This window comes from Mesorhizobium sp. B2-7-1, assembly GCF_006440735.1.
GTDB lineage: Bacteria > Pseudomonadota > Alphaproteobacteria > Rhizobiales > Rhizobiaceae > Mesorhizobium.
The window spans coordinates 21,461-43,831 of record NZ_VFUA01000053.1 but is presented as its reverse complement, the minus strand read 5'-3'; the positions used below and the strand labels follow the sequence as shown (position 1 = coordinate 43,831).

The window sequence follows — 22,371 nt, the reverse complement described above, 5'->3', positions numbered from 1 at the left end:
GCCCCATTGCGGGTTGCTCGGCGAGATTGTCGGCGCAGGAGACGATACGGGCAATGACCCGTTTCGCGGCGGCTGGATTGTCCTTTTCGATGAATGCGCCAATCTGGTCGAGACGGCGCACGGCTCGTTGGGTCCAGCGGATCCGCTTCATCGTTCGGAAGCCGGCTTGACGTATTTCGCTATGACGCCCGCCAGATCCTTCTCACTCGCAAATTCTCCTCGATCGGCCTCGTCAAGGCCAGCCTCGATCTCGGCAAGTTGCCATTCTTCCCTCGCGACATAGTCTTCGATCGCTTGAGCCGCGACGTAGGAACGAGAACGATCCACCTTTTTGGCCAGTTGGTCGAGCTTGGCGACAGTCTCATCAGGAAGCCGTACGGTGAAGGCACTCATTATCCTGTCTCCATTTGGTTCAGTATGAATGTGCTGGAACCAAATTGGTTCATCAATTCCGCATGTTGCGCGGCGGAACCCGCTTGAGCTGCGTTGCGCCGCGCATGGCGGCCATGCGGTCCTTTGGCAAACCGACGTGTCGTCACCATTTATGCTGCAGTGCAAAAGAAAGGACGCGCGCGGTGGCGCGCGAAACTAGTCACATGGACCGTGGATTGTTTTTCGTCATCGGTGATTTCTTCAACACATTCGGCAGCGCGGCCGCCGGGGCACGGGCCGTCGAGGCCGGCCGCAAGCCGCGCCGCAGCGACCTGAAGAAGCTCGGCATCGATCCGGCCGCTTTCGACCGGAGCGGCCGGATCTAGTTCTTTAAGCAATTCCGGACGGAAGGCTACGGCGAAGTCGCCGAGCGCCCGCACTTTCCTGGAATTGCTCTGGCCAGGCAGGTAAATCCTGCCGTCACCATCTCGCAGCGCGGCGGTGCCTTATCTTTGGGCCTCCACGAGCGACGCGGCGATCGCCGCGATCGAACGAAATAAGACAAGCGGATCGTCCCTGGTCGGGAGAAATCCTCGCCGCTGCCAGAACTGCGCCGCTTCCGCGTCGACCGCATTGACCATCAGCGCGCGCCCTCCGATCAATTCCGCCGCCCGAACGCAGCGCTGAAGGGCGTGCTTTACCAAGCCCGTGCCGATGCCGCGCCCAGCCCATCCGGTATCGGTCGCAAGCTGGCCGAGGAGCAGGCACGGCACCGGGTCGGGCGGTTGCCCGGTGCGGATCGACCGAGGCAGGATCGACGGCACGACGGCCGTTGGCGCCAAACCGTAATATCCAACCACCCGGCCGGCTTCGTGGACAACGAGAACCGCAGTAAAGCCCTTCTCCTGATTGGAAAGCGCGCGGGTTTTCAGCCAGTGATCAAGCGCAGGCTTCCCACAGGAAAATCCGGATACGTCGTGAACTGCGGTAAACGGTTCGGGAGCCGACAATGCCACTGGTCAGCGCTTCGTCGTGTAACCAGCTTCCCAGGGCGCGGGCCGCTTTGCCAGTTCCACCATGTCGGGAACCGGAGCAGCCGGAGCGGACAGGACCTCCATGAACTCCGCGAACCCTTCCGGGCTCATGCGGACAAGACGGTTATCCATCAGCACATCCTCGGCCGCGCGCACGGCGGCATCGCGCACGAAATCCGTGCGCGACCGGCCGCGCAGGGTGGCGGCGCGATCGATCATCGCCACGTCCGCTTCCGGCAGGCGCATCGAGATCGGGTATTCCTTGCGTTCGACCGGGACGGCCATCACTGTCTCCTTACCGACAAGGTAGCGATCCGTAGTGCTAAATGCAATACAAGGTTCGCTCGGCTATTTCCGGATGAAGGTCAGATAGGCAGGCCGCCGTCCCTCGCGGATGGCCTTGGCCTCGTAGCGCGTGCCGGGCCAGCCCTCGTAGGGCTGGTGCCAGCCGGCAGCGTCTTCGGCCTGCCATTGGAAGGCGCTGTGGTCCCGGCAGGCAAGCAGCGTCCAGTTCACATAGCTGTCGATGTCGGAGGCGAAGCGGAACCTGCCGCCCGCCTTCAGCACCCGGGCAAAGCGGGCGAGATTGGCGGCGCCGACGAAGCGCCGTTTCCAGTGCTTCTTCTTGGGCCATGGATCGGGATAGAGCAGGTCGATGCCGTCGAGCGAGCCTGCCGGCAGCCAGTCGAGCAGGCGCGTGGCGTCGTCGTCATAGACTCTCAAATTGCCAAGCGGCGCCTTGCCGAGCGCCGTCATCATCTTGGCCATGCCGTTGACGAAGGGCTCGACGCCGATGAAGCCGGTTGCCGGAGATTCGGCGGCGCGGTGTAGAAGATGCTCGCCGCCGCCGAAGCCGATTTCCAGCTGCAGCGCCGAAACATCCGTCTTGAACAGGGTGCTTAGATCAGCCGGCGCTTGCGCCGTCAGGTCGAGCCGGTATTCGCGCAGGCCGCTTTCGAGGGCGACCGCCTGCTGCGGGCGTATGGTCTTGCCGTGCCGGCGACCGAAAAATCCTTCGGTCGCCCGGCTCGGCCTGTCTTTTGCGTCCGCTGGCGTCAGGCGGCGACGGCGTCCTTGAGCGCCTTGGCGAGATCGGTCTTTTCCCAGGAGAAGGAACCATCGCGACCGGCCTTGCGGCCGAAATGGCCGTAGGACGACGTCTTGGCGTAGATCGGCTTGTTGAGGTCGAGATGACGGCGGATGCCGGACGGCGACAGGTCCATCACCTTGCGCAGCGCGTCTTCGAGCTTCGATTCGTCGACCTTGCCGGTGCCGTGCAGGTCGACATAGACCGACAGCGGCTGGGCAACGCCGATGGCGTAGGAGAGCTGGATGGTGCAGCGGTCGGCAAGCTTGGCGGCCACCACATTCTTGGCAAGGTAGCGCGCCGCATAGGCCGCCGAACGGTCGACCTTGGTGGTATCCTTGCCGGAAAAGGCGCCGCCGCCATGCGGCGCCGCGCCGCCGTAAGTGTCGACGATGATCTTGCGGCCGGTAAGGCCAGCATCGCCGTCAGGCCCGCCAATGACGAACTTGCCGGTCGGGTTGATGTACCAGTTGCAATCCTCGGCGATCTTCAAGTCGCCAAGCGCCTCGCGGATGTAGGGCTCGACCACCTTGCGGACCTTCTTGGAGTCCCAGCTCGCATCGAGATGCTGGGTGGAGAGCACGATCTGCGTGACTTCCGCCGCCTTGCCGTCGGCGTAGCGCACGGTGACCTGGCTCTTGGCATCCGGGCCGAGCTTGCCGGCCTCGCCGTTGCCTTCATGGCGTGCGGCGGCCAGCAACTCGAGGATCTTGTGGCTGTAATAGATCGGCGCCGGCATCAGGTCGGGCGTCTCACGGCAGGCGTAGCCGAACATGATGCCCTGATCGCCCGCACCTTCCTCGCCCTGCCGGTCGGCGGCATTGTCGACGCCCTGGCCGATGTCGGGCGACTGGCCATGCAGCAGCACGTCGATCTTGGCGGTCCTCCAGTGGAAGCCGGACTGCTCGTAACCGATCTCGCGGATTGCCTTGCGGGCAACCGACTTGAACTTGGTCGGGTTGACCACAGGATGGCCGGACGCATCCTGAAGGACGTTGCCCGCCTTGTCCTTCTTCAAAAGCGTGTCGGGGACGCGGACCTCGCCGGCGATGACGACGCGGTTGGTGGTGGCCAGCGTCTCGCAGGCAACGCGCACCTTCCACGGATCCATGCCCGTCTTCTTGGCTTCGCGATAGACCAGATCGACGATCTCGTCGGAGATACGGTCACAGACTTTGTCGGGATGACCCTCGGAGACGGATTCCGAGGTGAAGAGATAATTCTGCCGCGTCACGGGTGTCCCCTCTTGAAAAAAGATCGGCAGGCTGCCGATTTTGGCGCGCCACGTGTTAGCGGTGCCGGGCGCCGCTCGTCAAGCGGCGCGACGGATCTGGCATGAATGTAGGCAAGGCCGGCTATGCCACCGGCGGCGCGAAACCGCCGGCGGCATCAAGGCAAATCAATCGGCGCCGTCGGCGGAGAGCGCCTTCACCAGATCGATGATCCGGCGGCGTACCTTGACGTCGCTGATCTTGACGAAAGCCCGGTTGAGCTGAAGCCCTTCGGGACTGCCGCAGAATTCGATGGCGAAAGCCATTGAGGAGTCTTCGGCAAATCCTCGATTTCCGCCGACGGTTTCCTCGCTCGGGGCGTCCTCGAAGAAGAAGGCGACGGGAACGCTCAGGATGGAGGCGATCGCCTGCAGACGGCTGGCGCCAACCCTGTTCGTGCCCTTTTCGTACTTCTGGATCTGCTGAAAGGTGATGCCGAGATTTTCACCCAGCTTTTCCTGGCTCATTCCAAGCATATTGCGACGCAGCCGGATGCGACTCCCGACATGGATGTCGATCGGATTCGGCTTCTTCTTGTTCTCTTCTGTCATTTTTTCCTCGCCGAATTTTTCCGGCTTTTTCTATTTTGTTCCGCCCATATGAAGCCGGAGCCACCTGCCCCAACAGAACCCTCCAACCGACTTCGAGAAAATTTTAGGCGTTACAGTATGAGTTTCTAATGTGCCGACTGTCAATTCACCCGTAGCCGCTGCCTTACATTCAATGTGAAGGCAATCAGCGCAAACAGCAACATGATCAGCAATCCGTTAATGCGTCGCTGTTCGGCGGACAGGAGGGCGCGTCCAGAAACGGGCACATGCGCGTCGATGGCGCCGCGCGCGTCGACCGCAAGCGCATCGACAATGCGCCCGCGCGAATCGACGATGGCGGAGATGCCGTTGTTGGCCGCGCGCAGCAGCGGCAATCCATTCTCCACCGCACGAATCTGGGCCTGTCTGAAGTGCTGATAGGGGCCCGGCGTGTCGCCAAACCAGGCGTCGTTGGTGACGTTCACAATTACGTCAGACGATGCAGAGTCGGCGGCGACGAGATCGGGAAAGATCACCTCGTAGCAGATGAACGGAGCGGCACGCAGGCCGCCCGGCACGCCGATCGGATGCCGCTCGTTGCCGGCGGCGAAATTCATCGGCCCGGCAACGAGCTGGCCTATGCCGAAGCGTTCGAAAAGATCGGCGAAGGGCAGATACTCGCCGAAGGGCACCAGATGCACCTTGTCGACGGCGTCGACAATCTCGCCCTTGTCGTTGATCGCCACCACGGAATTGTAATAGCGGCTGCCGGAATTGGCCGATCCGCCCTCCTCGCGCACCACGCCGGCAATCAGCATCTGGCCGTCGGCCAGCATGTCGCCGAGCGCCGTCAGCGCGTCCGGACGCTCGGTGAAGAGGAACGGCACCGACGTCTCCGGCCACAGGATGAGCTGCGGTTTGGCGTGACCCTCTTCCGGCGCTTTCCCCGATATCCCCAGCAAGGTTGCGAAGATCCGGTCGCGCACCGAGGCGTCCCATTTCTCGCTGAGATCGACCGCGGGCTGGACGATGCGGACATCGATCGAGCGGGTCGGCTCGACCGTGGTGGCGAGCCTGAAATAGCCGAAGCCGACATGGGCGGCGACGAGGATGACGAACAGGGCGATACCCAGCCTCAGATGCCGGCGCGCGGCGACCAGCGCGGGCAGAGAAAACACGAAGACGGCGAGCGCGTTCATGCCGATCATGCCGGTCACCGACACGCTCTGCATCAGGAGCGGCACAGGCATCGCGGCGTAGCCGACGGCGTTCCAGGGAAAGCCGGTGAAGAGGAAGTCGCGCAGCCATTCGGCAAGGCCGAACCCGAAGGCAAGGGCGGCGATGCGGCCGATATCGCTGCTCCAGAACAGCCGCGCCACCACGGTGGCAAAGCCATAGAAGAAGGCCAGCGCGAAGGGGATGCCGACAACGGCGAAGGGCAAGGCCCAGGCGAAGTTGTCGGCCTCGACCAGCAATGCCTGGCCGATCCACCAGAGGCCGGCGAGGAAATAGCCGAAACCGAACCACCAGCCGGTGGCGAAAGCCGGCCTCAGACGCCGGAACCAGCCATCGGAAGCCTCGCCGGTGGCGCCGTCGAGCAGCCAGACCAGGACCGGAAACGACACGAAGCAGACGGCGAAGAAATCGTAAGGCGCCTGAGCAAGCACCGACAGCGCTCCGGCGGCAAACGCCACCAGCGCCCGCCGCCACCCCCACAGCAGAATTATCCGGCCGGCAAAGCGCTGCATCCAGCTTCCCAAGTCGCACGAATCAGGGAGCCCAAGGTTTAACAGGCCACGCCGCCCGATCCAAACGCGGATAAGCGGTGCCTGATACACGGTTTTGCTATCTGTGCCAGCCCTTGATGCGCAGGCCGCTCAGTCGCTCGGCCTCGTCCTTCGGAATCACGCGCATGGTGCGGGTGAATGTCCAGACATGGCCTTCGGGGTCACGGGCGCGATATTGGCGCTCGCCATAGAAATGGTCCGTCGGCTCTTCCAGAATTTCCGCGCCCGCCATGCGTGCCGTGTTGCAATGAGCGTCGAGGTCTTGCTGCAGACGGATATACACCGATTGCGTATTCCTGCCGCCGACGGAGGCGGGACTGGCGACATGGTCGGCCCATTCGGAATCGACGATGATATAGCCGTCGCCGAAGCGCATTTCGGCATGCACAAGCCGACCTCGGCGTCACTCACCAGCATGCTCGGCTCGAAGCCGAAAGCCACCTGCAGAAAGGCCAAAGCCGCGCGTGGATCCCGGTAGAAAACCCCCGAACCCAGGACCGCGTGCTTGAACGGATCGTCGATCGGCATTGGGCTCCAAGTTTTCTCTGCGCAATTCCGGACGGAAAACCGCTACGCAGTTTTCCTGGAATTGCCGCGGGATATCAGGCCTGTTCGGTGCGGGCCGCGCGGCGGCGCTGGCGCTCGCCCTTCGGGCTCTGCACGATGCGCACGCGCTTGACGCGGCGCGGGTCGGCGTCGAGCACATGGAACTCGAAGCCGGGAATGGCCTGCACGACTTCGCCCCTGGCCGGGACGCGGCCGAGCGTGTTGAAGATCATGCCGCCGATGGTGTCGACATATTCGCCATGCTCGCCGGCGGCGAAATCCTCGCCGATCATCTTGGCGACCTCGTCGATCTCGGCCTTGCCGTCGACGACGAAGACGCCGTCACCGGTCTGGGTGATCATCGGCTCGTCGTCGTCATGCTCGTCCTCGATGTCGCCGACCACCATCTCGACGATGTCTTCCAGCGAGGCGAGGCCGTCGGTGCCGCCATATTCGTCGATGACCAGCGCCATCTGCGTGCGCGTCGTCTGCATGCGGCCCATCAGGTCGGAGGCCAGCATCGAGGGCGGCACGAACAGCACCTCGCGGATCAGATTGAGATCGCCGATGGTGCGCGCGAGATCGACCTGCGCGAGGTCGAGCGCCGTCGTCACCGGCGCCTTCGCCCTGGCGCGGCCCTTCTTGACCCGGGCGAGTTTGGTGATGTGGGCGAGCACGTCGCGGATGTGGACCATGCCGCGCGGATCGTCGAGCGTCTCGGAATAGACCGGCATGCGCGAATGGCCGGACTGCTCGAAAAGGCCGAGCAGGTCGCCGAGCGTCGTGTTGATCTCGACCGCCTCGATATCGGCGCGCGGCACCATGACATCCTCGACCCGCACTTCGCGCAGGCGCAGAATGTTGTTGAGCATGGCGCGTTCGCCGGGCGAGAAGGACTCCGCGTCGGTCGCCGTTTCGGCGAGCGCGCCGGCAATTTCCTCGCGCAGGCTGGTGCCGTTGCGGTGCCGGAACAGGCCGAGCACGCGGTCGAAGAGGGAAGGACCGGCATGCGTCGGCTCTGCGGCCGCGCTGCCGGCGGTAATACTCGGACTGGAGCCCTCTTCCGTCTTTTCGGAAGGCTTGGCAGCACTGCCGGCGTCCGGACGAGCGGCAGTTTCTGGTGTGTCGTTCATCGCCATCGGGTCAATTGAGCTTTTTTGTTACGCGTAGGGATCGGGAATGGCAAGCCTCGCAAGCGCCGCGCGCTCGATCGCTTCCATCTCCTCCGCCTCGGCGTCGGTCTCGTGATCATGGCCCAGAAGGTGCAGCAGGCCATGGATCACGAGATGGGTGATATGGTTCGCCAGCGGCTTGTCTTCCAGAGCGGCCTCGCGCGCCACGGTCTCGCAAGCCAGCACGATATCGCCCAGCATCGGCGGCAGCGGACCGCCCTTCGGGAAGGAAAAAGCCGGGAAAGACAGGACATTGGTGGGCTTGTCCTTGCCGCGCCATTCGGCATTGAGCGTCCGGATATGGGCATCGTCGGAAAAGACGACGCTGAGCTCCGAGGTGCCGCTCGTGCCGGTCTCGGCAAAGGCAGCCGCAACGGCGCGATCGACGAGGCGCGCCAGTTCGGCTTCTACGGGCCAAGCGCCGGCCTCGACGAAAATATCGATATCGACCGGCGTCTCGCCGCCAAATTCCGGATTTGGAGCCATTGAGCCTTTGATCAGCTTTCGGCGCCCAAGCCTCGCGCCAGCTTGCCGTCGCGGTCATAGGCCTTGACGATCTCGGCGACCAGCGAGTGGCGCACCACGTCGCCTTCGTTGAAGCGGACCGTGACGATGCCAGGCACGCCGTCGAGGATGCGCAGCGCCTCGACCAGCCCCGACTTGGTGTTGGGCGGCAGGTCGATCTGGGTCGGATCGCCGGTGACGATCATGCGCGAGTTCTCGCCGAGACGGGTCAAGAACATCTTCATCTGCATCGGCGTGGTGTTCTGCGCTTCGTCGAGGATCACCGCCGCATGGGCCAAAGTGCGGCCGCGCATGAAGGCCAGCGGCGCGATCTCGATCACTTCGGCGGCGATCGCCCGCTCGACCTTGTCGGCCGGCATCATGTCGTAAAGCGCGTCGTAAAGTGGCCGCAGATACGGATCGACCTTCTCCTTCATATCGCCAGGCAGGAAGCCCAGCCGTTCGCCTGCCTCGACGGCCGGGCGCGACAGGATGATGCGCTCGACCATGCCGCGCTCCAAGAGCATCGCGGCATGCGCCACCGCCAGATAGGTCTTGCCGGTGCCGGCGGGGCCGATGCCGAACACCATTTCGGAGCGCTCCAGCGCCCGCATATAGGCGTCCTGGTTGAGCGAGCGGGCATAGATCGTCTTCTTGCGCGTCGCGATCTGGGCGGCCGAGACCTTGCCCTTGCGCTCCATCGTCGGCAGCGTCAGCTGGTCGTCGGCGGCAATCGCCATGCGCACGGCGCCGTCGACGTCCGACTGGCCGATGTCGACGCCCTTCTGCAGGATGCCATAGAGCGTATCCAGCGCACGGCGCGCCTGTTCGGCCGCCGCCGCCGAGCCCTTGATCGTAAGCTGGTTGCCGCGCGAGCGGATGTCGACGCCGAGCTTCTGCTCGAGCCGGGCCAAATTCTCATCGAACTGACCGTAAAGGGCGCTGGCGAGCTTGTTGTTGTCGAAGGTCAGTACGATGTGCGCCATGTCGGAAGCCCCGGACGCCTGGTTCTGGGGCGGATTCTTCAGTTCGGCAGCGCTCAACCGTCTCTCCTCATCTGCCGAGGCCCCATCAGGCCAGTTCGGCGAACAGGCTGTTGAAGCCCGTCTTCGTGATTCGCACGTCGATAATGTCACCGATTCCACCGGCCTTGTCGTCAACAATAACCGGCTGCAGCCAGGGCGAACGGCCAACTTTCTGGCCGGCCAGCCGGCCCGGCTTCTCGATCAGCATGCCGATTGTCCTGCCGACCAGACTCGAGCCGAAATCCTGCTGCTGCTTCAGGAGCAATGCCTGCAGGCGCTGCAGCCGCTCGTCCTTCACCGCTTCCGAGACATGGTCGTCCATTTCGGCGCCTGGCGTGCCCGGGCGCGGCGAATATTTGAACGAGAAGGCCGAGGCATAGTTCACCTCGCGCACCAGCTTCAGCGTCGCCTCGAAATCCTCGTCCGTCTCGCCGGGGAAGCCGACGATGAAGTCACCGGACATGGCGATGTCGGTTCGGGCAGACCGGATGCGCTCGATGAGCGACAGATAATCGCGCGCCGTATGGCGGCGGTTCATTGCCTTGAGGATGCGGTCCGAGCCGGATTGCACCGGCAGATGCAGATAGGGCATCAAGGCAGGCAGGTCGCGATGCGCGGCGATCAACTCGTCGTCCATGTCGCGCGGATGGCTGGTGGTGTAGCGCAGCCGCGCCAGGCCGGGGATTTCCGCAAGCCGATACAGCAGGCGGCCGAGGCCCCATTCCTCGCCATTTTCGCCGACGCCGTGCCAGGCATTGACGTTCTGGCCGAGCAGCGTCACCTCGCGCACGCCGGCCTCGGCCAGGCGCTCGGCCTCGGCGACGATCTGCGCTACCGGCCGCGAGACCTCGGAGCCGCGCGTGTAAGGCACCACGCAGAAGGTGCAGAACTTGTCGCAGCCTTCCTGCACGGTGAGGAAGGCGGTGACGCCACGCCTGGCAAGCTCGGCGCGCTTGGGCTGCGGCAGATGCTCGAACTTGTCCTCGACGGCGTATTCGGTCTCGACGATCTTTTCGCCGCCGCGAACCCGCGCCAGCACGTCGGGCAGCCGGTGATAGGTCTGCGGGCCGATGACCAGATCGACCGCCGGCGAGCGCCTGATGATTTCGGCGCCTTCGGCCTGCGCCACGCAACCGGCAACACCGATCAGGAGCTCGCGGCCGGCCCCGGCGCGTTCGGCTTTCATATCGCGGATGCGGCCGAGCTCGGAATAGACCTTTTCCGCCGCCTTTTCGCGGATATGGCAGGTGTTGAGCAGCACGAGATCGGCGTCTTCGACGGCGTCGGTGGCGACATAGCCATCGGCGGCCAGCGCATCGGTCATGCGCTGGGAATCATAGACGTTCATCTGGCAGCCATAGGTCTTGACGAAGACCTTTTTCACTGTCCGGTCAGGGCCGGCCGAGTGCTCGGCGGCGGTGCCGATGTCGTGGCTTTCAATCGTATTCAATTCCATCGAGCGGCTTCTAGCGCCTTTCCGTGACAAAAAACAGACGATTCTGCCTTGTGGCGCGTCGTGCGGCCCGGACTCACCGGCTCTTGGCCGGCTCGGCGAGGATGGCCTGCATCATCTCGCGCACCTTGGCTTCCATCAGCCTTGCCGTCTCCTTGCGGTTCGAACCCTTGGAGAACGGCACCGGCTCGCCGAAATACACCTCCGCATCGATCGCCCCTTCGGCAAGCAAAGTTTTGAGATGCGGCATCAGATCCTGGTCGCCGATCCAGGCGGTAATCGGCCGATGGCGGCGGCCCATGGGCATGCCGTGCAGGCGCGTATAGGCGATCGCCACGGGCTGGATGAAGACCTGTTCCGCCGCGCCTTCCGAAATCGCCATGGAGGCCGCGCCGAACAGCGTGCTCTTGAACGGCAGCACGAGGTTGCCGTCGCCGGTCGAGCCCTCGGCGAACAGCACCATGGCGTCGCCTTTCGCCATCCTCTTGGCGATCTCGCTTGCCTGGTCGCCGGAGGTGCGCTTGCGCTCGCGTTCGATGAAGACTGTGCGCTGCAGCTTGGACAGCATGCCGATCAGCGGCCAGCCCTCCAGGTCGGCCCTGGCGATGAATTTCACGTCGACGAAGGAGCCGAGCACCATGATGTCGGTCCAGGAAATGTGGTTGGCCGCCACCAGAAGCGGGCGATCCTTGGCCAGTGCGCCCTTCACATGCACCCGCATGCCCAGCGCCCTCAGGATCATGCTGTGCCAGATTTTCAGGATGAACGTTTCGGGCCACAACCCCGTCTTCATCGACAGCATCTGCAGCGGCACCAGCACCAGAGAACAGACGACGACATAGAAGAGCGCCAGGAAAATCCGCAATTTCTTGATCATTCGCTCCGGCCCTAGATCAGGATGACGTTTCGTTGAATCGTCTCCTGATCTAACTCTTTGTGGGGCACGATCTTTTCCGAACCGGAGGTCAGCGCAGCAAAAACCGGTTTCCACTTTTCGGGATCATGCCCTGTCGCGCGGACTGGCTAGCGAAGATCGCGGCGCATGACAAGCGCGCCGGTCGGGCCGTGCTCGGTCGAGCGATAATAGTTCGGCCGATGACCGACCTGGCGAAAGCCGAGCCTGCGGTAAAGCGCGATCGCCGGCGCATTGGTCTCGTCGACCTCGAGGAAGAGCGCCTCGGCGCGCTGCGCATGAAGCTCGCGCAGCACCGCGTCCATCAATTGCCAGCCAAGGCCCTGGCGGCGATGCGTGCGGGCGACGGCCACGGTCAGGATCTCGCCCTCGCCAGCCGCGAGCCGCGCCAGCACGAAGCCGACCGGCGGCTTGGAGCCCTGGCCGGTTTCCCGCGCCGCATAGCCGAACACGGTGTCCTGTTCGAGAAGTGCTGCGAACTCGCCATCGGTCCAGGGCCGCACGAAATCCTCGCGATGCAGCACCGAAACGGCGCTGCTGTCGGCAACTGTCAGCGGTTCCAAGGCATAGTCCCTGCGGCGCGGCTGAAAGAACGGTATGCGCATCAGTTTCCCTTGTCCTGCCTTGGCAGAATGAAACCCGCCTGCGGCTTGGCGTCGGCGCCGCGCAGATAGAGCGGCTTCGGCTTCTCGCCCGGTTCCCTGGCCGAAGCTAGCCTGGCATAGGTCACGATGTCGGCCGTGGCGGCAACCGGACCGGTGTCGAAGGCGCGACCCACCGCCTGGGCAATCTGCGGCGCGGCTGTCCCCGCCAGGACCGCTTCGGCGCCAACGGCCATGGAGACTGCCTCGGCAAGCGTGACCACCGATGGTCCGTAAGTTTCGACTAACGCTCTATCATAGAGCGCCGCGTGGATTTCCTCGCGGCCGGCATCGAGCGCGGCAAGCACCGCCCGCTCGGGAAAAGTTGCCGCACCTTCCGCCGCCAGGGCCTCCAGCGTCGTCACGCCGATGGCCGGGATTTTCAGCGCCAGCGCCAGGCCGCGGGCGGTCGACACGCCGACGCGCAGGCCGGTGAAGGAGCCGGGTCCGATCGAGACGGCGACGGCGTCGAGGCCCGGATAGCCGATGCCGCCAGCTTGCAGGGCCGCCTCGATGACGGCCATCAGATGCTCCGCATGCCCCTTGCCGAGGTCGCGCACCTCACGGCCAAGTTCCTTCCCCGCACCCGCGTCATAGACGCAGGCGGCGCAGAGATTAGCGGCACAGTCGATGGCAAGCACCTTCATGCAAGCAGCTTCATAGGGGCAGCTTCATATGGCCGGTTAAAGAACTGGATCGAAACACAATTCCCTCTGCCCGGCATAGGCCGCCGCCGCAAGGGCCAGGGCGGAGAAATGTTAAGCGGCTTTGCTTCTAGAGCGTTTCACCGTTCACAGAAACGGCGAGCCGCTCTATCTCTTTGTTTTGGCGCAATTCCGGACGGAAAACCGCTCACACTTTTCCTGGAATTGCTCTAGGCGCGGCGATCACGCCGTCGCGACGATGCGCAGCATGTGGTTGTCCCAGACATAGTCCGGCTCGGAACGGGTGGCGCCGGCGCCGCCGACGATCTCGCCGGCGCCGGTCGTCGCCATGAAGCCCGCGCCATCGGGCGCAAGGCCGCAAACCTCGATCAGCGACCGGGTCGCGACCACGCGTCCGCTGGCGGCGTCGAGGACGGCCAGCGAATTGCCCTCCGGCGAGGTGACGGCGACCGTGCCGGTGCCGGCATTGGCGGCGACCGATCCGATGTAGTTGCGGAATCTGGAGAGCACGTCCTGCGGCATCTCCAGAAGTTCGAGCTCCTTGCCACGCGCGGCGCGGCCGACCAATGCCGGGCGGTCGGTCCCGGGTCCTCGATACTGGCAACCGAACCAGACCGTTCCTGCCCGGTCCAGGTCCATGTGGCGGATCGACAGCTGATGCAGCGCCGGCGGCAATTCATGCTTTTCAATCAGGTCGCCGGTGACGCGGTCGACCAGCGTGTAGGACGGCTTCATCGTCGCGATGTTGAGCTCGGCGCGGCCATAGTCGGGATGGGTTTCGATGCCGCCATTGGCGATGGCTAAAGTGCGGCCGTCGCCAAGCAGGAGCAGCTCATGCGGGCCCATGCCGTAGGTCGGGAATTCGCCGATGCGATTGAATTTGGCCCGCGCGTCATAGACACCCACGACACCTGCGGCATTGTCGAAGTCGTTCTCGGTCGCATAGAGCAGGGCGCCGCCGGGCGAGAACACGCCATGGCCGAAGAAATGCCGGCCGGCGATGCTGGCGATGGTCAAGGGCTTGTCGCGGCCGGCATGGTCGAAGACGACAGCGAAAGTGCCGGGCTGGCGGGCAAAGACCACCGAGCGCTTCGACACCGGATCGAAAGTGACGTCATGGCCGCGATCGGGCAGATCGACCGTGTGCAGGATTTTCCCCACCTCGGAGAGCACGGCGGCGCCGAACCCGCCGTCGCGCTTGACGAAGGCCGTGGCAAAGACGGCGTCCGCGGCAAGCGTGTCGGCCCAGGCGCGCGGCGCCATGGCGGCTGCGAAGCCCGCGCCCGCTGCCCGCAGGAAATCGCGGCGGTCGATGAGCCTTGTGCCTGTCCAGGCCATCGATCAATCTCCGTCCAGCGACGAGAAGCCCGCGGTCAGACCGAACTCGGCGGTCATCCTGGTGCCGATTAAGGTCGACAGGCTCGAGGTGATCAACGCGAAATGCTCGAGCTTGTCGCGCAGCGCCGGATCGGCAAGCGCCTTGTCGATCGATCCGGAGACGGACTTCGCTGTTGTCACGCCGTTGGTGAGCTGGATGTGGATGGACTCAGCCATCCATTGCGCATCGGCAGGCAGCGCATCGCCAAGCTGCGATGCCTGGAACAGTTGATCGATGCCGGACAGGTTTGCGGCGAGCGAAGCCGTCGTGTTTTGCGAGCGCCAGTAGATCGCCTGCTTCGGCTTGTCGGCATCGGGCTTGGCGCCGAGGAAGCCCTTGAGCCGCACGTCGCGGATCATTTCCAGCTCGTTGATGAAGACGCCGACCAGTTCCGTCACTGCTTCATTGCCGTCGCGGTAGAGCGGGTTCTTCGGCCCCGGATTGGCCCAGAGCGAGGCAAAGCCGTCGGGCTTTTGCCGGGCGTCGCGCACGTCGCCAGCCATCGTTTCGACGTTGCCGGCGACAGCCATGCCGTAGGCGCAGCGATAGGGATCGTCTTTCCCGGCAAGGGTTTCGACGCCATCGCCGTAGAGCACATATTCAAGGGCGCCCAGGCCCTGCATGGCGACGCTCTTTTGCGCCAGTTGCGCCGGATTGGTGGCGGACGGGTCCTTGGACGCGAGGATCGCCTGCACTTGCCTCAAACCGATGCTCTTGCGGTCCGGCCAATAGAGCATGCGCTCCAGCCGGTTGTTCTCCTTGATCGGCCCGAAGGCAATGATCTCGACCACCGACCAGGCCTCGACCGTGCCGGAAAACGCCGAACGCGCCGCTTCGAGATTCTTTTCGGACGGCGTTTCGCAAAGCTGGTGCATCGCCTGGGTCAGGCTCGCCGCATGCTCGTCGAGACTGGAATAGGCCGGGCGGACGAACCCGTCGATCGCGCGGCCGATGACGTCGGAGGCCTTCACCGCGGCCCATGCCGGCAGGGAGGTGGCCAAGAAAAGCGGAAGGGCGAAGGCGGCCAAGCGTTTCGACATCAGAGCGACTCCAGGAATTTGATCAGCGCGTCACGATCGGCCACGGCGGCGCCGGCAAAGCGGTCACGCGCCTTTTGACCCTCGCCGCCATGCCACAGGATCGCCTCGGCAAGCGTGCGGGCGCGACCGTCGTGCAAGTAGAAAGCATTGCCGTTGACTGTCGCGGTGAGCCCAATACCCCAGAGCGGCGGGGTGCGCCACTCGCTGCCGCTCGCTTCGCCCACACGTTGGCCGTCGGCAAGGCCCTCGCCCATGTCGTGCAGCAGGAAGTCGGAATACGGCCAGATCAGTTGGAAAGCCTGCGCCTTGTTGGGCGTGCCGCGCATGGTGACGAATTTCGGCGTGTGGCAGGCAATGCAGCCCATCTCGTAGAACTGCTTCTTGCCGGCAAGCACGTCAGGCCTATCGAGATCGCGCCGCGCCGGCACGGCTAGATTCTGCGAATAGAAGGTGACCAGATCCATCACCGGGGGCGGCGCCTCGGCCGTGCCGAGGCGTTGCTGCACGCCGTTCGGCATTGCAAGGCAATCCGCCTGCGCTTTGGTGCAGTCGCCCCAATGCTTCGGCATTTCCGGCGTCGAGATGCCGATATCGCCGGCAAAGGCATCGGCCGCCTGCTGGCGGATCGAGGCGGTCTGCGCCTTCCAGCCGAAGCGGCCCAAGGTCACCGCGCCGCTCAATTCGTCGCGCACGATGTTGGGCCGGCCCGAAATGCCGTCATTGTTGCGATCGTCCGGATCGGCATTGGCGAGAATATCGGCAGGCGCGATCTGCTCGATCAGGCCGAGCCCGATCATCGGCGGCGTCAGGCGCGGCGAGAGCGTGGTGCGCGGATCGAGCGGGCCGTAGCCGAGACTTTCGACGAAATAGCGCGGCTTGCGCAGCGAAACCACCGCGCCATCGCCAAGCGCGACCTTTTCCTCGGAATACTCGATACGCATGCGGCCCTCGCCCTTGAGGCCGGGGACCGCAAGATCCTGCAGTTGCGCGCCATAGACCGGATCGGGAAAGTTCAGCCCCTTGTGGTCGGCAAGCGCGGCCTTTTCCTCAGCGCTGCCGGCATCGCGCGCGAGCCGGAGGAACATCGACGTCGATCCGGCATCGCCTTCCGGCGGACGTCCGCGACCGCCCTTGAGATGGCAGTTCTGGCAGGCGCGCTCGTTGAACAACGGTCCGAGCCCGTCCGAAGCCTGGGTCGAAGACGGCGACGACACCCAGTTCTTGCGGAAGAGCGCATTGCCGAGCTTGAAATTGCCCTCTTCCTCGAAAGTGATGTTGGCGGAAGATTGCGAGAAGGCGTCGCGGTTGACGTCCTTGCGCGACGTGCCAGCGCCGCCCTGCATCAGCTCGAACGGCTCGGGCTTGGTGAAGTCGGTCGTTGGCCTGGTGACGGCCAGAACCCGCGCCTGGTCCTTCGGCGTCAGGTCGGTGCGGCTCGTCGGCGTAGCGGCTGGCTCACCGGCCATGGCGGGAACGGAAAGCATGATCGCCAGCAAAAGCGACGCCCCGCTGCCGATCCGGTGTCGCGGGGTCTTCTGAGGCGGCAGGCCGTCGATTGCGGCCCGCCGCGCGCGGCGCGAAAAATGACCTACGGGGCGCCGCATTCCCGCATGTCCTTACTCCGCCTCGTTGGCCGAGTCGGCGTTGAGCAGGCCGTATTTTTCCTCGCCGATCGAGGCAAGCAGGTCGATCTGCGTTTCCAGGAAGTCGATATGGCCTTCCTCGTCGGTCAAGAGGTCCTCGAACAGCTTCATCGAAACGAAGTCGCCTGCGTCGTGGCAGATCTCGCGCGAGCGCTTGTAGGCGGTGCGCGCGTCATATTCGCCGGCAAGATCGGATTCGAGCACTTCCTTGACGTTCTGGCCGATGCGCAACGGCGCGACGGACTGCAGGTTCGGATGGCCTTCGAGGAAGATGATGCGGGCGATCAGCCGGTCGGCGTGATGCATTTCCTCGATCGATTCCGCCCGCTCCTTCTTTGCCAGCTTGGTGTAGCCCCAATCCTCGAGCAGACGATAATGCACCCAGTACTGGTTGACGGCTCCAAGCTCCAGAAACAGAGCTTCATTAAGCCGCTCGATGACCAGCGGTTCGCCTTTCATGGGTTCTGCTCCCGTATTGGCCGCGCAAACCTCTCACGCGATCCAGGTGTGAAACGATGTCCACGCCGCCCACCTCTGAGCGGGCGTGGTAGTTCTCGGTGACCCGAATGATCGTTTCCACCACATTTGGGAAACAGCCGCAACAGCGACCGCGCTTGCGCATCGCGTGATAGACCTTCGCGGGCACGATCAGCTGCCAGGGATCCTCGTCCAGCAGGCCGACGATCGTCCGCTCGATCTCCTTCTCGGTGATGATGTTGCATTGGCAGATCAGCATTGACTTGCTCTGGCTAATGGCGCCGGCCACGGCGCCGCTTGGCTGGTGGGTGCGTCCAGTCCTACTTGAACACCTTGTCGGGGGCGTCGAGGCTGTCGGAGCCCTCGAAGGCGATCTGGTTCAGCTTGAGCGAGCCGACGGCGCGCTCGATCGACTTGGTCTGGTCGATCAGGGCATCGATCGCCGCCTGCACGGTGGCGTTGCCTTGCGCGTTGCCCTCGGCGATCTGCTGGTCATAGGCCTCGCCGGCCAGCGCGCGCGCCTGGATGGCCTCCATCTTGGCGACGGTGGTGTCGAGCTTGCCCGACAGCTCCTTGTCGATCGCCGGATCGGCCGCCTTCACCATCTCGGACACCGATGGACCCGAAATCACCGAGCCGTCGAGCCGCTTGTAGCTGGCGTGGTAGGCGTCGCGGATGCCGACCGCGTCATAGAGATGCGAGATATAGGTGTTGTCGGAGAAGCAGTCGTGCTCTTCTTCCGGATCGTGCAGCAAAAGGCCGAGCTTCATGCGCTCGCCGGCCAGCTCGCCATAGGAAAGCGAGCCCATGCCGGTGAAGACGGTGGAGATGCCGGCATTCGCGTCGCCGTCGGTGAGGTTCTTGCGCGCTGCGCCGTCCTCCTTCCAGTTGCCGACCATCTCCTGCAGGTCGGACACCAGAAGGTCGCTCGCCGACTTCAGATATTCGGCGCGACGGTCGCAATTGCCGCCCGTGCAGTTCTTGAGGTCGTAGTCCGTGTAGGGCCGCTCGCCGGCGCCCGGGCCGGTGCCGTGCAGGTCCTGGCCCCAGAGCAGGAATTCGATGGCGTGATAGCCGGTCGCGACATTGGCTTCGACGCCGCCGGCCTCCTGCAGCGTGCCGGAGAGGAATTCCGGCGTCAGCTTCGAGGCGTCGACCTTCTTGCCGTTGATCTCGATTTCCTTGTTGGCGATGACGTTGGCCGTATAGAGCGCGTTTTCGTCCGACTCGGTGCCGTAGCTCTTGGCGACATAGTCGATCAGGCCCTCATCCAGCGGCCAGGAATTCACCTTGCCTTCCCAGTCGTCGACGATCTTGTTGCCGAAGCGGTAGACTTCGGTCTGCTGGTAAGGAATGCGCGCCGCCTTCCAGGCTTCGCGGGCAGCGTTCAACGTGTCGGCCGAGGGGCTGGCGACGAGCGTGTCCACCGCCTTGTCCAGCGCCTGCGCCGTGGTCAGCGAATCCTCGTATTTGGCCAGAGCGATGTCGGCATAGGTCTTGATCACCGCCTTCGCGTCGGTCTCGGCCTTCGCCGGCAACACGAAAACCGCCGCCGTCAGTGCAGCCGTGGCGCAGATCGCAGCCAGCCTGCCGCCGTTACGTGCCGTCATTATCCTTCTCCAGTTCTTTGGAAACTCAACAATAGGCGCATGTGTCCACCCGCGCCGAGGCATGAGCATGCCGGGAAAAATGGTGGCCGCGCCGATGCGCGGTTCGCGATAAAAAGACACCCACTTGCCTCCAATCGAAAGGGTTCAAGGCCCAGACATCAAAGGGATGCGCTTTGCGCGCAGCTCTCCATAAAGCGATGGCGAGGCCGGGAGTCAACTGGCGCTGCAGAAAAAATTCAATTGAAACAATAGTTTAGAACTATTCTAAACTAGGATTATCAACTTTAAGACGATCGCCCGACCGGGAGACAGGATTGACAGGCGGCCGTTCTGGGTGCGACCCGGACGCCTACCCTTGCGGCGGTGGAAGACAATCGCCACCTGGCGCAAGAGCCTAGATTTGCTGAGTAAAAGGATTGCGATGACGAACGGGGTTGTGATTGTCGGTGCCGGCCATGCCGGCGTGCAGGCCGCAGCCAGCCTGCGCGAAGAGGGCTATGAAGGTCCTGTCGTCCTGATCGGCGATGAGAAGGAACTGCCCTATCACAAGCCGCCGCTGTCCAAGACCTTCATCAAGGATGCCGAGGCTAAGCCGCAGCCCTTGCGCGGCGAAGCGTTCTACACCGGCAACACCATCGATTACCGGCCGGGCGTTCGCATCGAGCGCATCGATGCCCGCGCGAGCCAGTTGAATGTCGCAGGCGGTGGGACGCTCCGCTTCGACCGGCTGATCCTCGCGACCGGCTCGCGGCCGCGCCTGCTCAAGCTCGACGGCGCCGGCCTTGCCGGCGTGGTCTCGCTGCGCTCGCTGGCCGATGCGCGCCTGATCCGCGAGCTCAGCGCGCAAACCGAGGACGTGGTCATTCTCGGCGGCGGCTTCATCGGCCTAGAGATCGCGGCGACACTGAGAGCCGCGGGCCGCAACGTCACCGTCGTCGAGGCGGTCGACCGGCTGCTTGGCCGCGCCGTGGCGCCGGTGATCGCTTCCCATGTGCGCCAGCGCCTGGAGGCGACCGGCGTGCGCATCCTGACCGGCACCACCGTCGCCCGGCTCGAGGGCGAAGGCGGCCGCGTCTCGGCCGCGATCACCTCCGGCGGCGAGCGCCTGCCGGCGCAAATGGTGATCATCGGCATCGGCGTGGTGCCCAATGTCGAACTGGCCGAAGCCGCCGGCCTGGCCACCGGCAACGGCATCCGCGTCGACCAGCATATGCGGAGCTCTGTTCCCGAAATCCTCGCCATCGGCGACGCCGCCGCCTATCGCCACTGGTTCACAGGCGGCGACGTGCGGCTGGAATCGGTGCAGAACGCCACCGACCAAGCGCGGCTTGCCGCGCGCACCATCCTCGGCCATGTCGAACCGTTCTCAGCGGTGCCATGGTTCTGGTCGGATATCGGCGACATGAAGCTGCAGATGGTGGGACTGACGCAAGGCGGGGACAGCCACGTTGTGCTCGGCGATCTCGCCGACAACAGGTTCTCGATCTACCACTATGCCGGCGACCGGCTGCTCGGCATCGAATCCGTCAACCGCCCGGCCGACCATATGCTCGGCCGCAAGATGCTCGGCGCCGGCTTCTCGCCGACGCCGCAAACGGTGGCGGGCGGGCCGGATGCACTGAAGGCGGCGCTCGCGGCCTTCAGTCAGGACGAACCGACCCGGGCGGCGAGCTGATTGTTCAATCCAGTATGATGATAACAACGCTCGGGAGTACCGTCGAGGGCAACAATGTGCGCGTTGAGCGCATCCTGCATGGCTCGCGCGACATCCAGGCATTTTCGATGAAGGGAAAACGCCCAAGGATAGTTGAAGCCGACACTCTGACAACTTCGATTAAGCCACCCGTGCGTCGCGGATCGAGGTTTCCAGTATATCCAGCGCCTCGGTCATGACGCCGTCCTGGATGGTGATCGGCGACAGGAAGCGGATGACGTTGCCGTAGACGCCGCAGGTGAGCAGGATGAGGCCCTTGTCCAGCGCCTTCAGCCTGACCGCGTTGGCGAATTCGGCCGACGGCAGGCCCTTCTTCACGTCGTTGAACTCGACCGCGTTCATGAAGCCCGGGCCGCGGATGTCGACGATCTCCGGGACGTCGTCGCGGATCGATTCAAGCCGCTGCTTCAGCCTGGCGCCGAGCGCATTGGCGCGGTCGCAGAGCTTTTCCTCGTCGATGACGTCGAGCACGGCGTGCGCCGCGGCGACGCCGATCGGGCTGCCGCCATAGGTGCCGCCGAGACCGCCGGGGCCGGGCGCGTCCATGATCTCGGCGCGGCCGGTGACGGCCGACAGCGGGAAGCCGCCGGCAAGGCTCTTGGCCATGGTGGTGAGGTCGGGCGCCACGTCATGATGATCCATGGCGAACATCTTGCCGGTGCGGGCAAAGCCGGTCTGCACCTCGTCGGCGACGAGCAGGATGCCATGCTGGTCGCAGATCTTGCGAAGGGCTGCCATGAAATCGCGCGGCGCCTCGTAGAAGCCGCCCTCGCCCTGCACCGGCTCGACGATGATGGCGGCGACTCTGGCCGGATCGACATCGGCCTTGAACAGCTTGTCGAGCGCGGCCAGCGAATCCGCGGCCGAGACGCCGTGCAGCGCGACCGGGAAAGGCGCGTGGAAGACATCGCCCGGCATGGCGCCGAAGCCGACCTTGTAGGGCACGACCTTGCCGGTCAGCGCCATGCCCATGAAGGTACGGCCATGGAAGCCGCCGGAAAAGGCGATGACCGCCTGGCGGCCGGTGGCGTTGCGGGCGACCTTTATGGCGTTCTCGACCGCCTCGGCGCCGGTGGTGACGAAGATGGTCTTCTTGTCGAACTTGCCGGGCAGCATGCCGTTCAGCCGCTCGGCGAGATGCACGTAGCTCTCATAGGGCACGACCTGGTGGCAGGTGTGGGTGAAGCGGTCGAGCTGCGCCTTGACGGCCTCGATCACCTTCGGGTGGCGATGGCCGGTGTTGACCACGGCGATGCCCGACGAAAAGTCGATATAGCGGCGGCCTTCGACATCCCAGATTTCCGAATTCTCGGCGCGATCGGCGTAGATCTGCGTCGTCATGCCGACGCCGCGCGAGATCGACTGGTTCTTGCGTTCGGAAATGGCTGAATTCTTCATCTCGTCCCTCATCGGGTCATCCCTCATCGAGATTGGGCCCGTTCTCGTTGATGCCGTTGAAATCCCTTCTGGCCTTATTTCACGTTTTGCTCAAGTCGGCACATGGTCCCG

General features: G+C 64.2%; 25 protein-coding genes. 2 read left to right on the top strand and 23 right to left on the bottom strand.

What is annotated here, in order from left to right; all coding sequences use genetic code 11:
• Together FJ471_RS19850 and FJ471_RS19845 are read right to left on the bottom strand one after the other, a co-directional pair.
• The coding region (locus FJ471_RS19850) for a type II toxin-antitoxin system RelE/ParE family toxin (RefSeq protein WP_140806041.1) at positions 1-151 on the bottom strand (151 nt) is incomplete at its 3' end.
• The gene (locus tag FJ471_RS19845; RefSeq protein ID WP_181179591.1) at positions 148-396 is read right to left on the bottom strand and encodes a CopG family ribbon-helix-helix protein; all 249 of its coding nucleotides are present in this window, start codon (positions 394-396) and stop codon (positions 148-150) included. The genes FJ471_RS19845 and FJ471_RS19850, both read right to left, overlap by 4 nt.
• A 41-nt stretch (positions 397-437) precedes the next feature.
• Between FJ471_RS19845 and FJ471_RS19840 the strand changes: the two genes are divergently transcribed.
• Positions 438-758, top strand: coding sequence for a hypothetical protein (locus tag FJ471_RS19840; RefSeq protein WP_140806037.1), 321 nt, complete (start codon positions 438-440; stop codon positions 756-758).
• Between the two features lie 120 nt (positions 759-878).
• Here FJ471_RS19840 and FJ471_RS19835 read toward each other — a convergent pair whose 3' ends face one another.
• The 20 genes from FJ471_RS19835 to FJ471_RS19740 form a co-directional block, all read right to left on the bottom strand.
• On the bottom strand, positions 879-1,388 hold the full coding sequence (locus FJ471_RS19835; RefSeq protein WP_140806035.1) for a GNAT family N-acetyltransferase: 510 nt from the start codon (positions 1,386-1,388) through the stop codon (positions 879-881).
• Positions 1,389-1,391: 3 nt separating this feature from the next.
• Positions 1,392-1,691 (bottom strand): DUF1778 domain-containing protein, encoded by a 300-nt coding sequence (locus FJ471_RS19830; RefSeq protein WP_140806033.1) that lies wholly within the window; start codon positions 1,689-1,691, stop codon positions 1,392-1,394.
• Between the two features lie 63 nt (positions 1,692-1,754).
• The gene (locus FJ471_RS19825; RefSeq protein WP_140806031.1) at positions 1,755-2,465 is read right to left on the bottom strand and encodes a tRNA (guanosine(46)-N(7))-methyltransferase TrmB; all 711 of its coding nucleotides are present in this window, start codon (positions 2,463-2,465) and stop codon (positions 1,755-1,757) included.
• On the bottom strand, positions 2,462-3,727 hold the full coding sequence (gene metK, locus FJ471_RS19820; protein WP_140806029.1) for a methionine adenosyltransferase: 1,266 nt from the start codon (positions 3,725-3,727) through the stop codon (positions 2,462-2,464). The genes FJ471_RS19825 and metK overlap by 4 nt, the downstream gene beginning before the upstream one ends.
• A gap of 165 nt (positions 3,728-3,892) precedes the next feature.
• Entirely contained in the window at positions 3,893-4,315 is a 423-nt protein-coding gene (locus FJ471_RS19815) for a helix-turn-helix transcriptional regulator (RefSeq protein WP_140806027.1), read from the bottom strand.
• A 140-nt stretch (positions 4,316-4,455) separates the two neighbouring features.
• Positions 4,456-6,042, bottom strand: coding sequence for an apolipoprotein N-acyltransferase (lnt, locus tag FJ471_RS19810; RefSeq protein WP_140806025.1), 1,587 nt, complete (start codon positions 6,040-6,042; stop codon positions 4,456-4,458).
• Between the two features lie 97 nt (positions 6,043-6,139).
• Positions 6,140-6,457 (bottom strand): VOC family protein, encoded by a 318-nt coding sequence (locus FJ471_RS19805; protein ID WP_348643354.1) that lies wholly within the window; start codon positions 6,455-6,457, stop codon positions 6,140-6,142.
• A 226-nt stretch (positions 6,458-6,683) separates the two neighbouring features.
• On the bottom strand, positions 6,684-7,760 hold the full coding sequence (locus tag FJ471_RS19800) for a hemolysin family protein (protein ID WP_140806023.1): 1,077 nt from the start codon (positions 7,758-7,760) through the stop codon (positions 6,684-6,686).
• A gap of 27 nt (positions 7,761-7,787) precedes the next feature.
• Positions 7,788-8,285 carry an rRNA maturation RNase YbeY gene (gene ybeY / locus FJ471_RS19795; protein WP_140806021.1) on the bottom strand — a complete coding sequence of 166 codons (498 nt, stop codon included), beginning with the start codon at positions 8,283-8,285 and terminating at the stop codon, positions 7,788-7,790.
• Positions 8,286-8,296: 11 nt separating this feature from the next.
• Entirely contained in the window at positions 8,297-9,289 is a 993-nt protein-coding gene (locus FJ471_RS19790; protein ID WP_224666572.1) for a PhoH family protein, read from the bottom strand.
• Positions 9,290-9,374: 85 nt separating this feature from the next.
• Complete coding sequence (gene miaB, locus FJ471_RS19785; protein ID WP_140806017.1) at positions 9,375-10,784, bottom strand: tRNA (N6-isopentenyl adenosine(37)-C2)-methylthiotransferase MiaB; 1,410 nt, start codon at positions 10,782-10,784, stop codon at positions 9,375-9,377.
• 73 nt (positions 10,785-10,857) lie between these two features.
• Positions 10,858-11,658, bottom strand: a complete 801-nt coding sequence (locus tag FJ471_RS19780; protein WP_140806015.1) for a lysophospholipid acyltransferase family protein — start codon at positions 11,656-11,658, stop codon at positions 10,858-10,860.
• A 146-nt stretch (positions 11,659-11,804) separates the two neighbouring features.
• On the bottom strand, positions 11,805-12,299 hold the full coding sequence (gene rimI, locus FJ471_RS19775; protein ID WP_140806013.1) for a ribosomal protein S18-alanine N-acetyltransferase: 495 nt from the start codon (positions 12,297-12,299) through the stop codon (positions 11,805-11,807).
• Complete coding sequence (gene tsaB / locus FJ471_RS19770; RefSeq protein WP_140806010.1) at positions 12,299-12,982, bottom strand: tRNA (adenosine(37)-N6)-threonylcarbamoyltransferase complex dimerization subunit type 1 TsaB; 684 nt, start codon at positions 12,980-12,982, stop codon at positions 12,299-12,301. The genes rimI and tsaB overlap by 1 nt, the downstream gene beginning before the upstream one ends.
• 240 nt (positions 12,983-13,222) lie before the next feature.
• Positions 13,223-14,338: a DUF1513 domain-containing protein gene (locus tag FJ471_RS19765; protein ID WP_140806008.1), complete on the bottom strand. Its 1,116-nt coding sequence runs from the start codon at positions 14,336-14,338 to the stop codon at positions 13,223-13,225.
• A gap of 3 nt (positions 14,339-14,341) precedes the next feature.
• Positions 14,342-15,418: an imelysin family protein gene (locus tag FJ471_RS19760; protein WP_140806006.1), complete on the bottom strand. Its 1,077-nt coding sequence runs from the start codon at positions 15,416-15,418 to the stop codon at positions 14,342-14,344.
• Entirely contained in the window at positions 15,418-17,022 is a 1,605-nt protein-coding gene (locus FJ471_RS19755) for a di-heme oxidoredictase family protein (protein ID WP_140806004.1), read from the bottom strand. The genes FJ471_RS19760 and FJ471_RS19755 overlap by 1 nt, the downstream gene beginning before the upstream one ends.
• Before the next feature lie 12 nt (positions 17,023-17,034).
• Complete coding sequence (gene bfr, locus FJ471_RS19750) at positions 17,035-17,520, bottom strand: bacterioferritin (RefSeq protein ID WP_140806002.1); 486 nt, start codon at positions 17,518-17,520, stop codon at positions 17,035-17,037.
• Positions 17,486-17,797: a (2Fe-2S)-binding protein gene (locus FJ471_RS19745; RefSeq protein WP_140806043.1), complete on the bottom strand. Its 312-nt coding sequence runs from the start codon at positions 17,795-17,797 to the stop codon at positions 17,486-17,488. The genes bfr and FJ471_RS19745 overlap by 35 nt, the downstream gene beginning before the upstream one ends.
• A gap of 61 nt (positions 17,798-17,858) precedes the next feature.
• On the bottom strand, positions 17,859-19,148 hold the full coding sequence (locus FJ471_RS19740) for an imelysin family protein (protein WP_140806000.1): 1,290 nt from the start codon (positions 19,146-19,148) through the stop codon (positions 17,859-17,861).
• A 421-nt stretch (positions 19,149-19,569) separates the two neighbouring features.
• On the opposite strand from FJ471_RS19740, the gene FJ471_RS19735 reads away from it, so the two are divergent.
• The gene (locus FJ471_RS19735; RefSeq protein WP_140805998.1) at positions 19,570-20,823 is read left to right on the top strand and encodes an FAD-dependent oxidoreductase; all 1,254 of its coding nucleotides are present in this window, start codon (positions 19,570-19,572) and stop codon (positions 20,821-20,823) included.
• Between the two features lie 159 nt (positions 20,824-20,982).
• Here the strand turns inward: FJ471_RS19735 and FJ471_RS19730 are convergent, their stop codons facing one another.
• On the bottom strand, positions 20,983-22,260 hold the full coding sequence (locus FJ471_RS19730; protein ID WP_140805996.1) for a 4-aminobutyrate--2-oxoglutarate transaminase: 1,278 nt from the start codon (positions 22,258-22,260) through the stop codon (positions 20,983-20,985).
• Positions 22,261-22,371: the final 111 nt, after the last annotated feature.

What these genes read in the sequence shown, in the direction of transcription:
- FJ471_RS19830 (WP_140806033.1), bottom strand. Translation starts at nt 1,691, where the DNA reads ATGGCCGTCCCGGTCGAACGCAAGGAATACCCGATCTCGATGCGCCTG.
- FJ471_RS19815 (WP_140806027.1), bottom strand. Translation starts at nt 4,315, where the DNA reads ATGACAGAAGAGAACAAGAAGAAGCCGAATCCGATCGACATCCATGTC.
- lnt (WP_140806025.1), bottom strand. Translation starts at nt 6,042, where the DNA reads ATGCAGCGCTTTGCCGGCCGGATAATTCTGCTGTGGGGGTGGCGGCGG.
- FJ471_RS19805 (WP_348643354.1), bottom strand. Translation starts at nt 6,457, where the DNA reads ATGCGCTTCGGCGACGGCTATATCATCGTCGATTCCGAATGGGCCGAC.
- FJ471_RS19800 (WP_140806023.1), bottom strand. Translation starts at nt 7,760, where the DNA reads ATGAACGACACACCAGAAACTGCCGCTCGTCCGGACGCCGGCAGTGCT.
- ybeY (WP_140806021.1), bottom strand. Translation starts at nt 8,285, where the DNA reads ATGGCTCCAAATCCGGAATTTGGCGGCGAGACGCCGGTCGATATCGAT.
- FJ471_RS19790 (WP_224666572.1), bottom strand. Translation starts at nt 9,289, where the DNA reads ATGGCGCACATCGTACTGACCTTCGACAACAACAAGCTCGCCAGCGCC.
- miaB (WP_140806017.1), bottom strand. Translation starts at nt 10,784, where the DNA reads ATGGAATTGAATACGATTGAAAGCCACGACATCGGCACCGCCGCCGAG.
- FJ471_RS19780 (WP_140806015.1), bottom strand. Translation starts at nt 11,658, where the DNA reads ATGATCAAGAAATTGCGGATTTTCCTGGCGCTCTTCTATGTCGTCGTC.
- rimI (WP_140806013.1), bottom strand. Translation starts at nt 12,299, where the DNA reads ATGCGCATACCGTTCTTTCAGCCGCGCCGCAGGGACTATGCCTTGGAA.
- tsaB (WP_140806010.1), bottom strand. Translation starts at nt 12,982, where the DNA reads ATGAAGGTGCTTGCCATCGACTGTGCCGCTAATCTCTGCGCCGCCTGC.
- FJ471_RS19765 (WP_140806008.1), bottom strand. Translation starts at nt 14,338, where the DNA reads ATGGCCTGGACAGGCACAAGGCTCATCGACCGCCGCGATTTCCTGCGG.
- FJ471_RS19760 (WP_140806006.1), bottom strand. Translation starts at nt 15,418, where the DNA reads ATGTCGAAACGCTTGGCCGCCTTCGCCCTTCCGCTTTTCTTGGCCACC.
- FJ471_RS19755 (WP_140806004.1), bottom strand. Translation starts at nt 17,022, where the DNA reads ATGCGGCGCCCCGTAGGTCATTTTTCGCGCCGCGCGCGGCGGGCCGCA.
- bfr (WP_140806002.1), bottom strand. Translation starts at nt 17,520, where the DNA reads ATGAAAGGCGAACCGCTGGTCATCGAGCGGCTTAATGAAGCTCTGTTT.
- FJ471_RS19745 (WP_140806043.1), bottom strand. Translation starts at nt 17,797, where the DNA reads ATGCTGATCTGCCAATGCAACATCATCACCGAGAAGGAGATCGAGCGG.
- FJ471_RS19740 (WP_140806000.1), bottom strand. Translation starts at nt 19,148, where the DNA reads ATGACGGCACGTAACGGCGGCAGGCTGGCTGCGATCTGCGCCACGGCT.
- FJ471_RS19735 (WP_140805998.1), top strand. Translation starts at nt 19,570, where the DNA reads ATGACGAACGGGGTTGTGATTGTCGGTGCCGGCCATGCCGGCGTGCAG.
- FJ471_RS19730 (WP_140805996.1), bottom strand. Translation starts at nt 22,260, where the DNA reads ATGAAGAATTCAGCCATTTCCGAACGCAAGAACCAGTCGATCTCGCGC.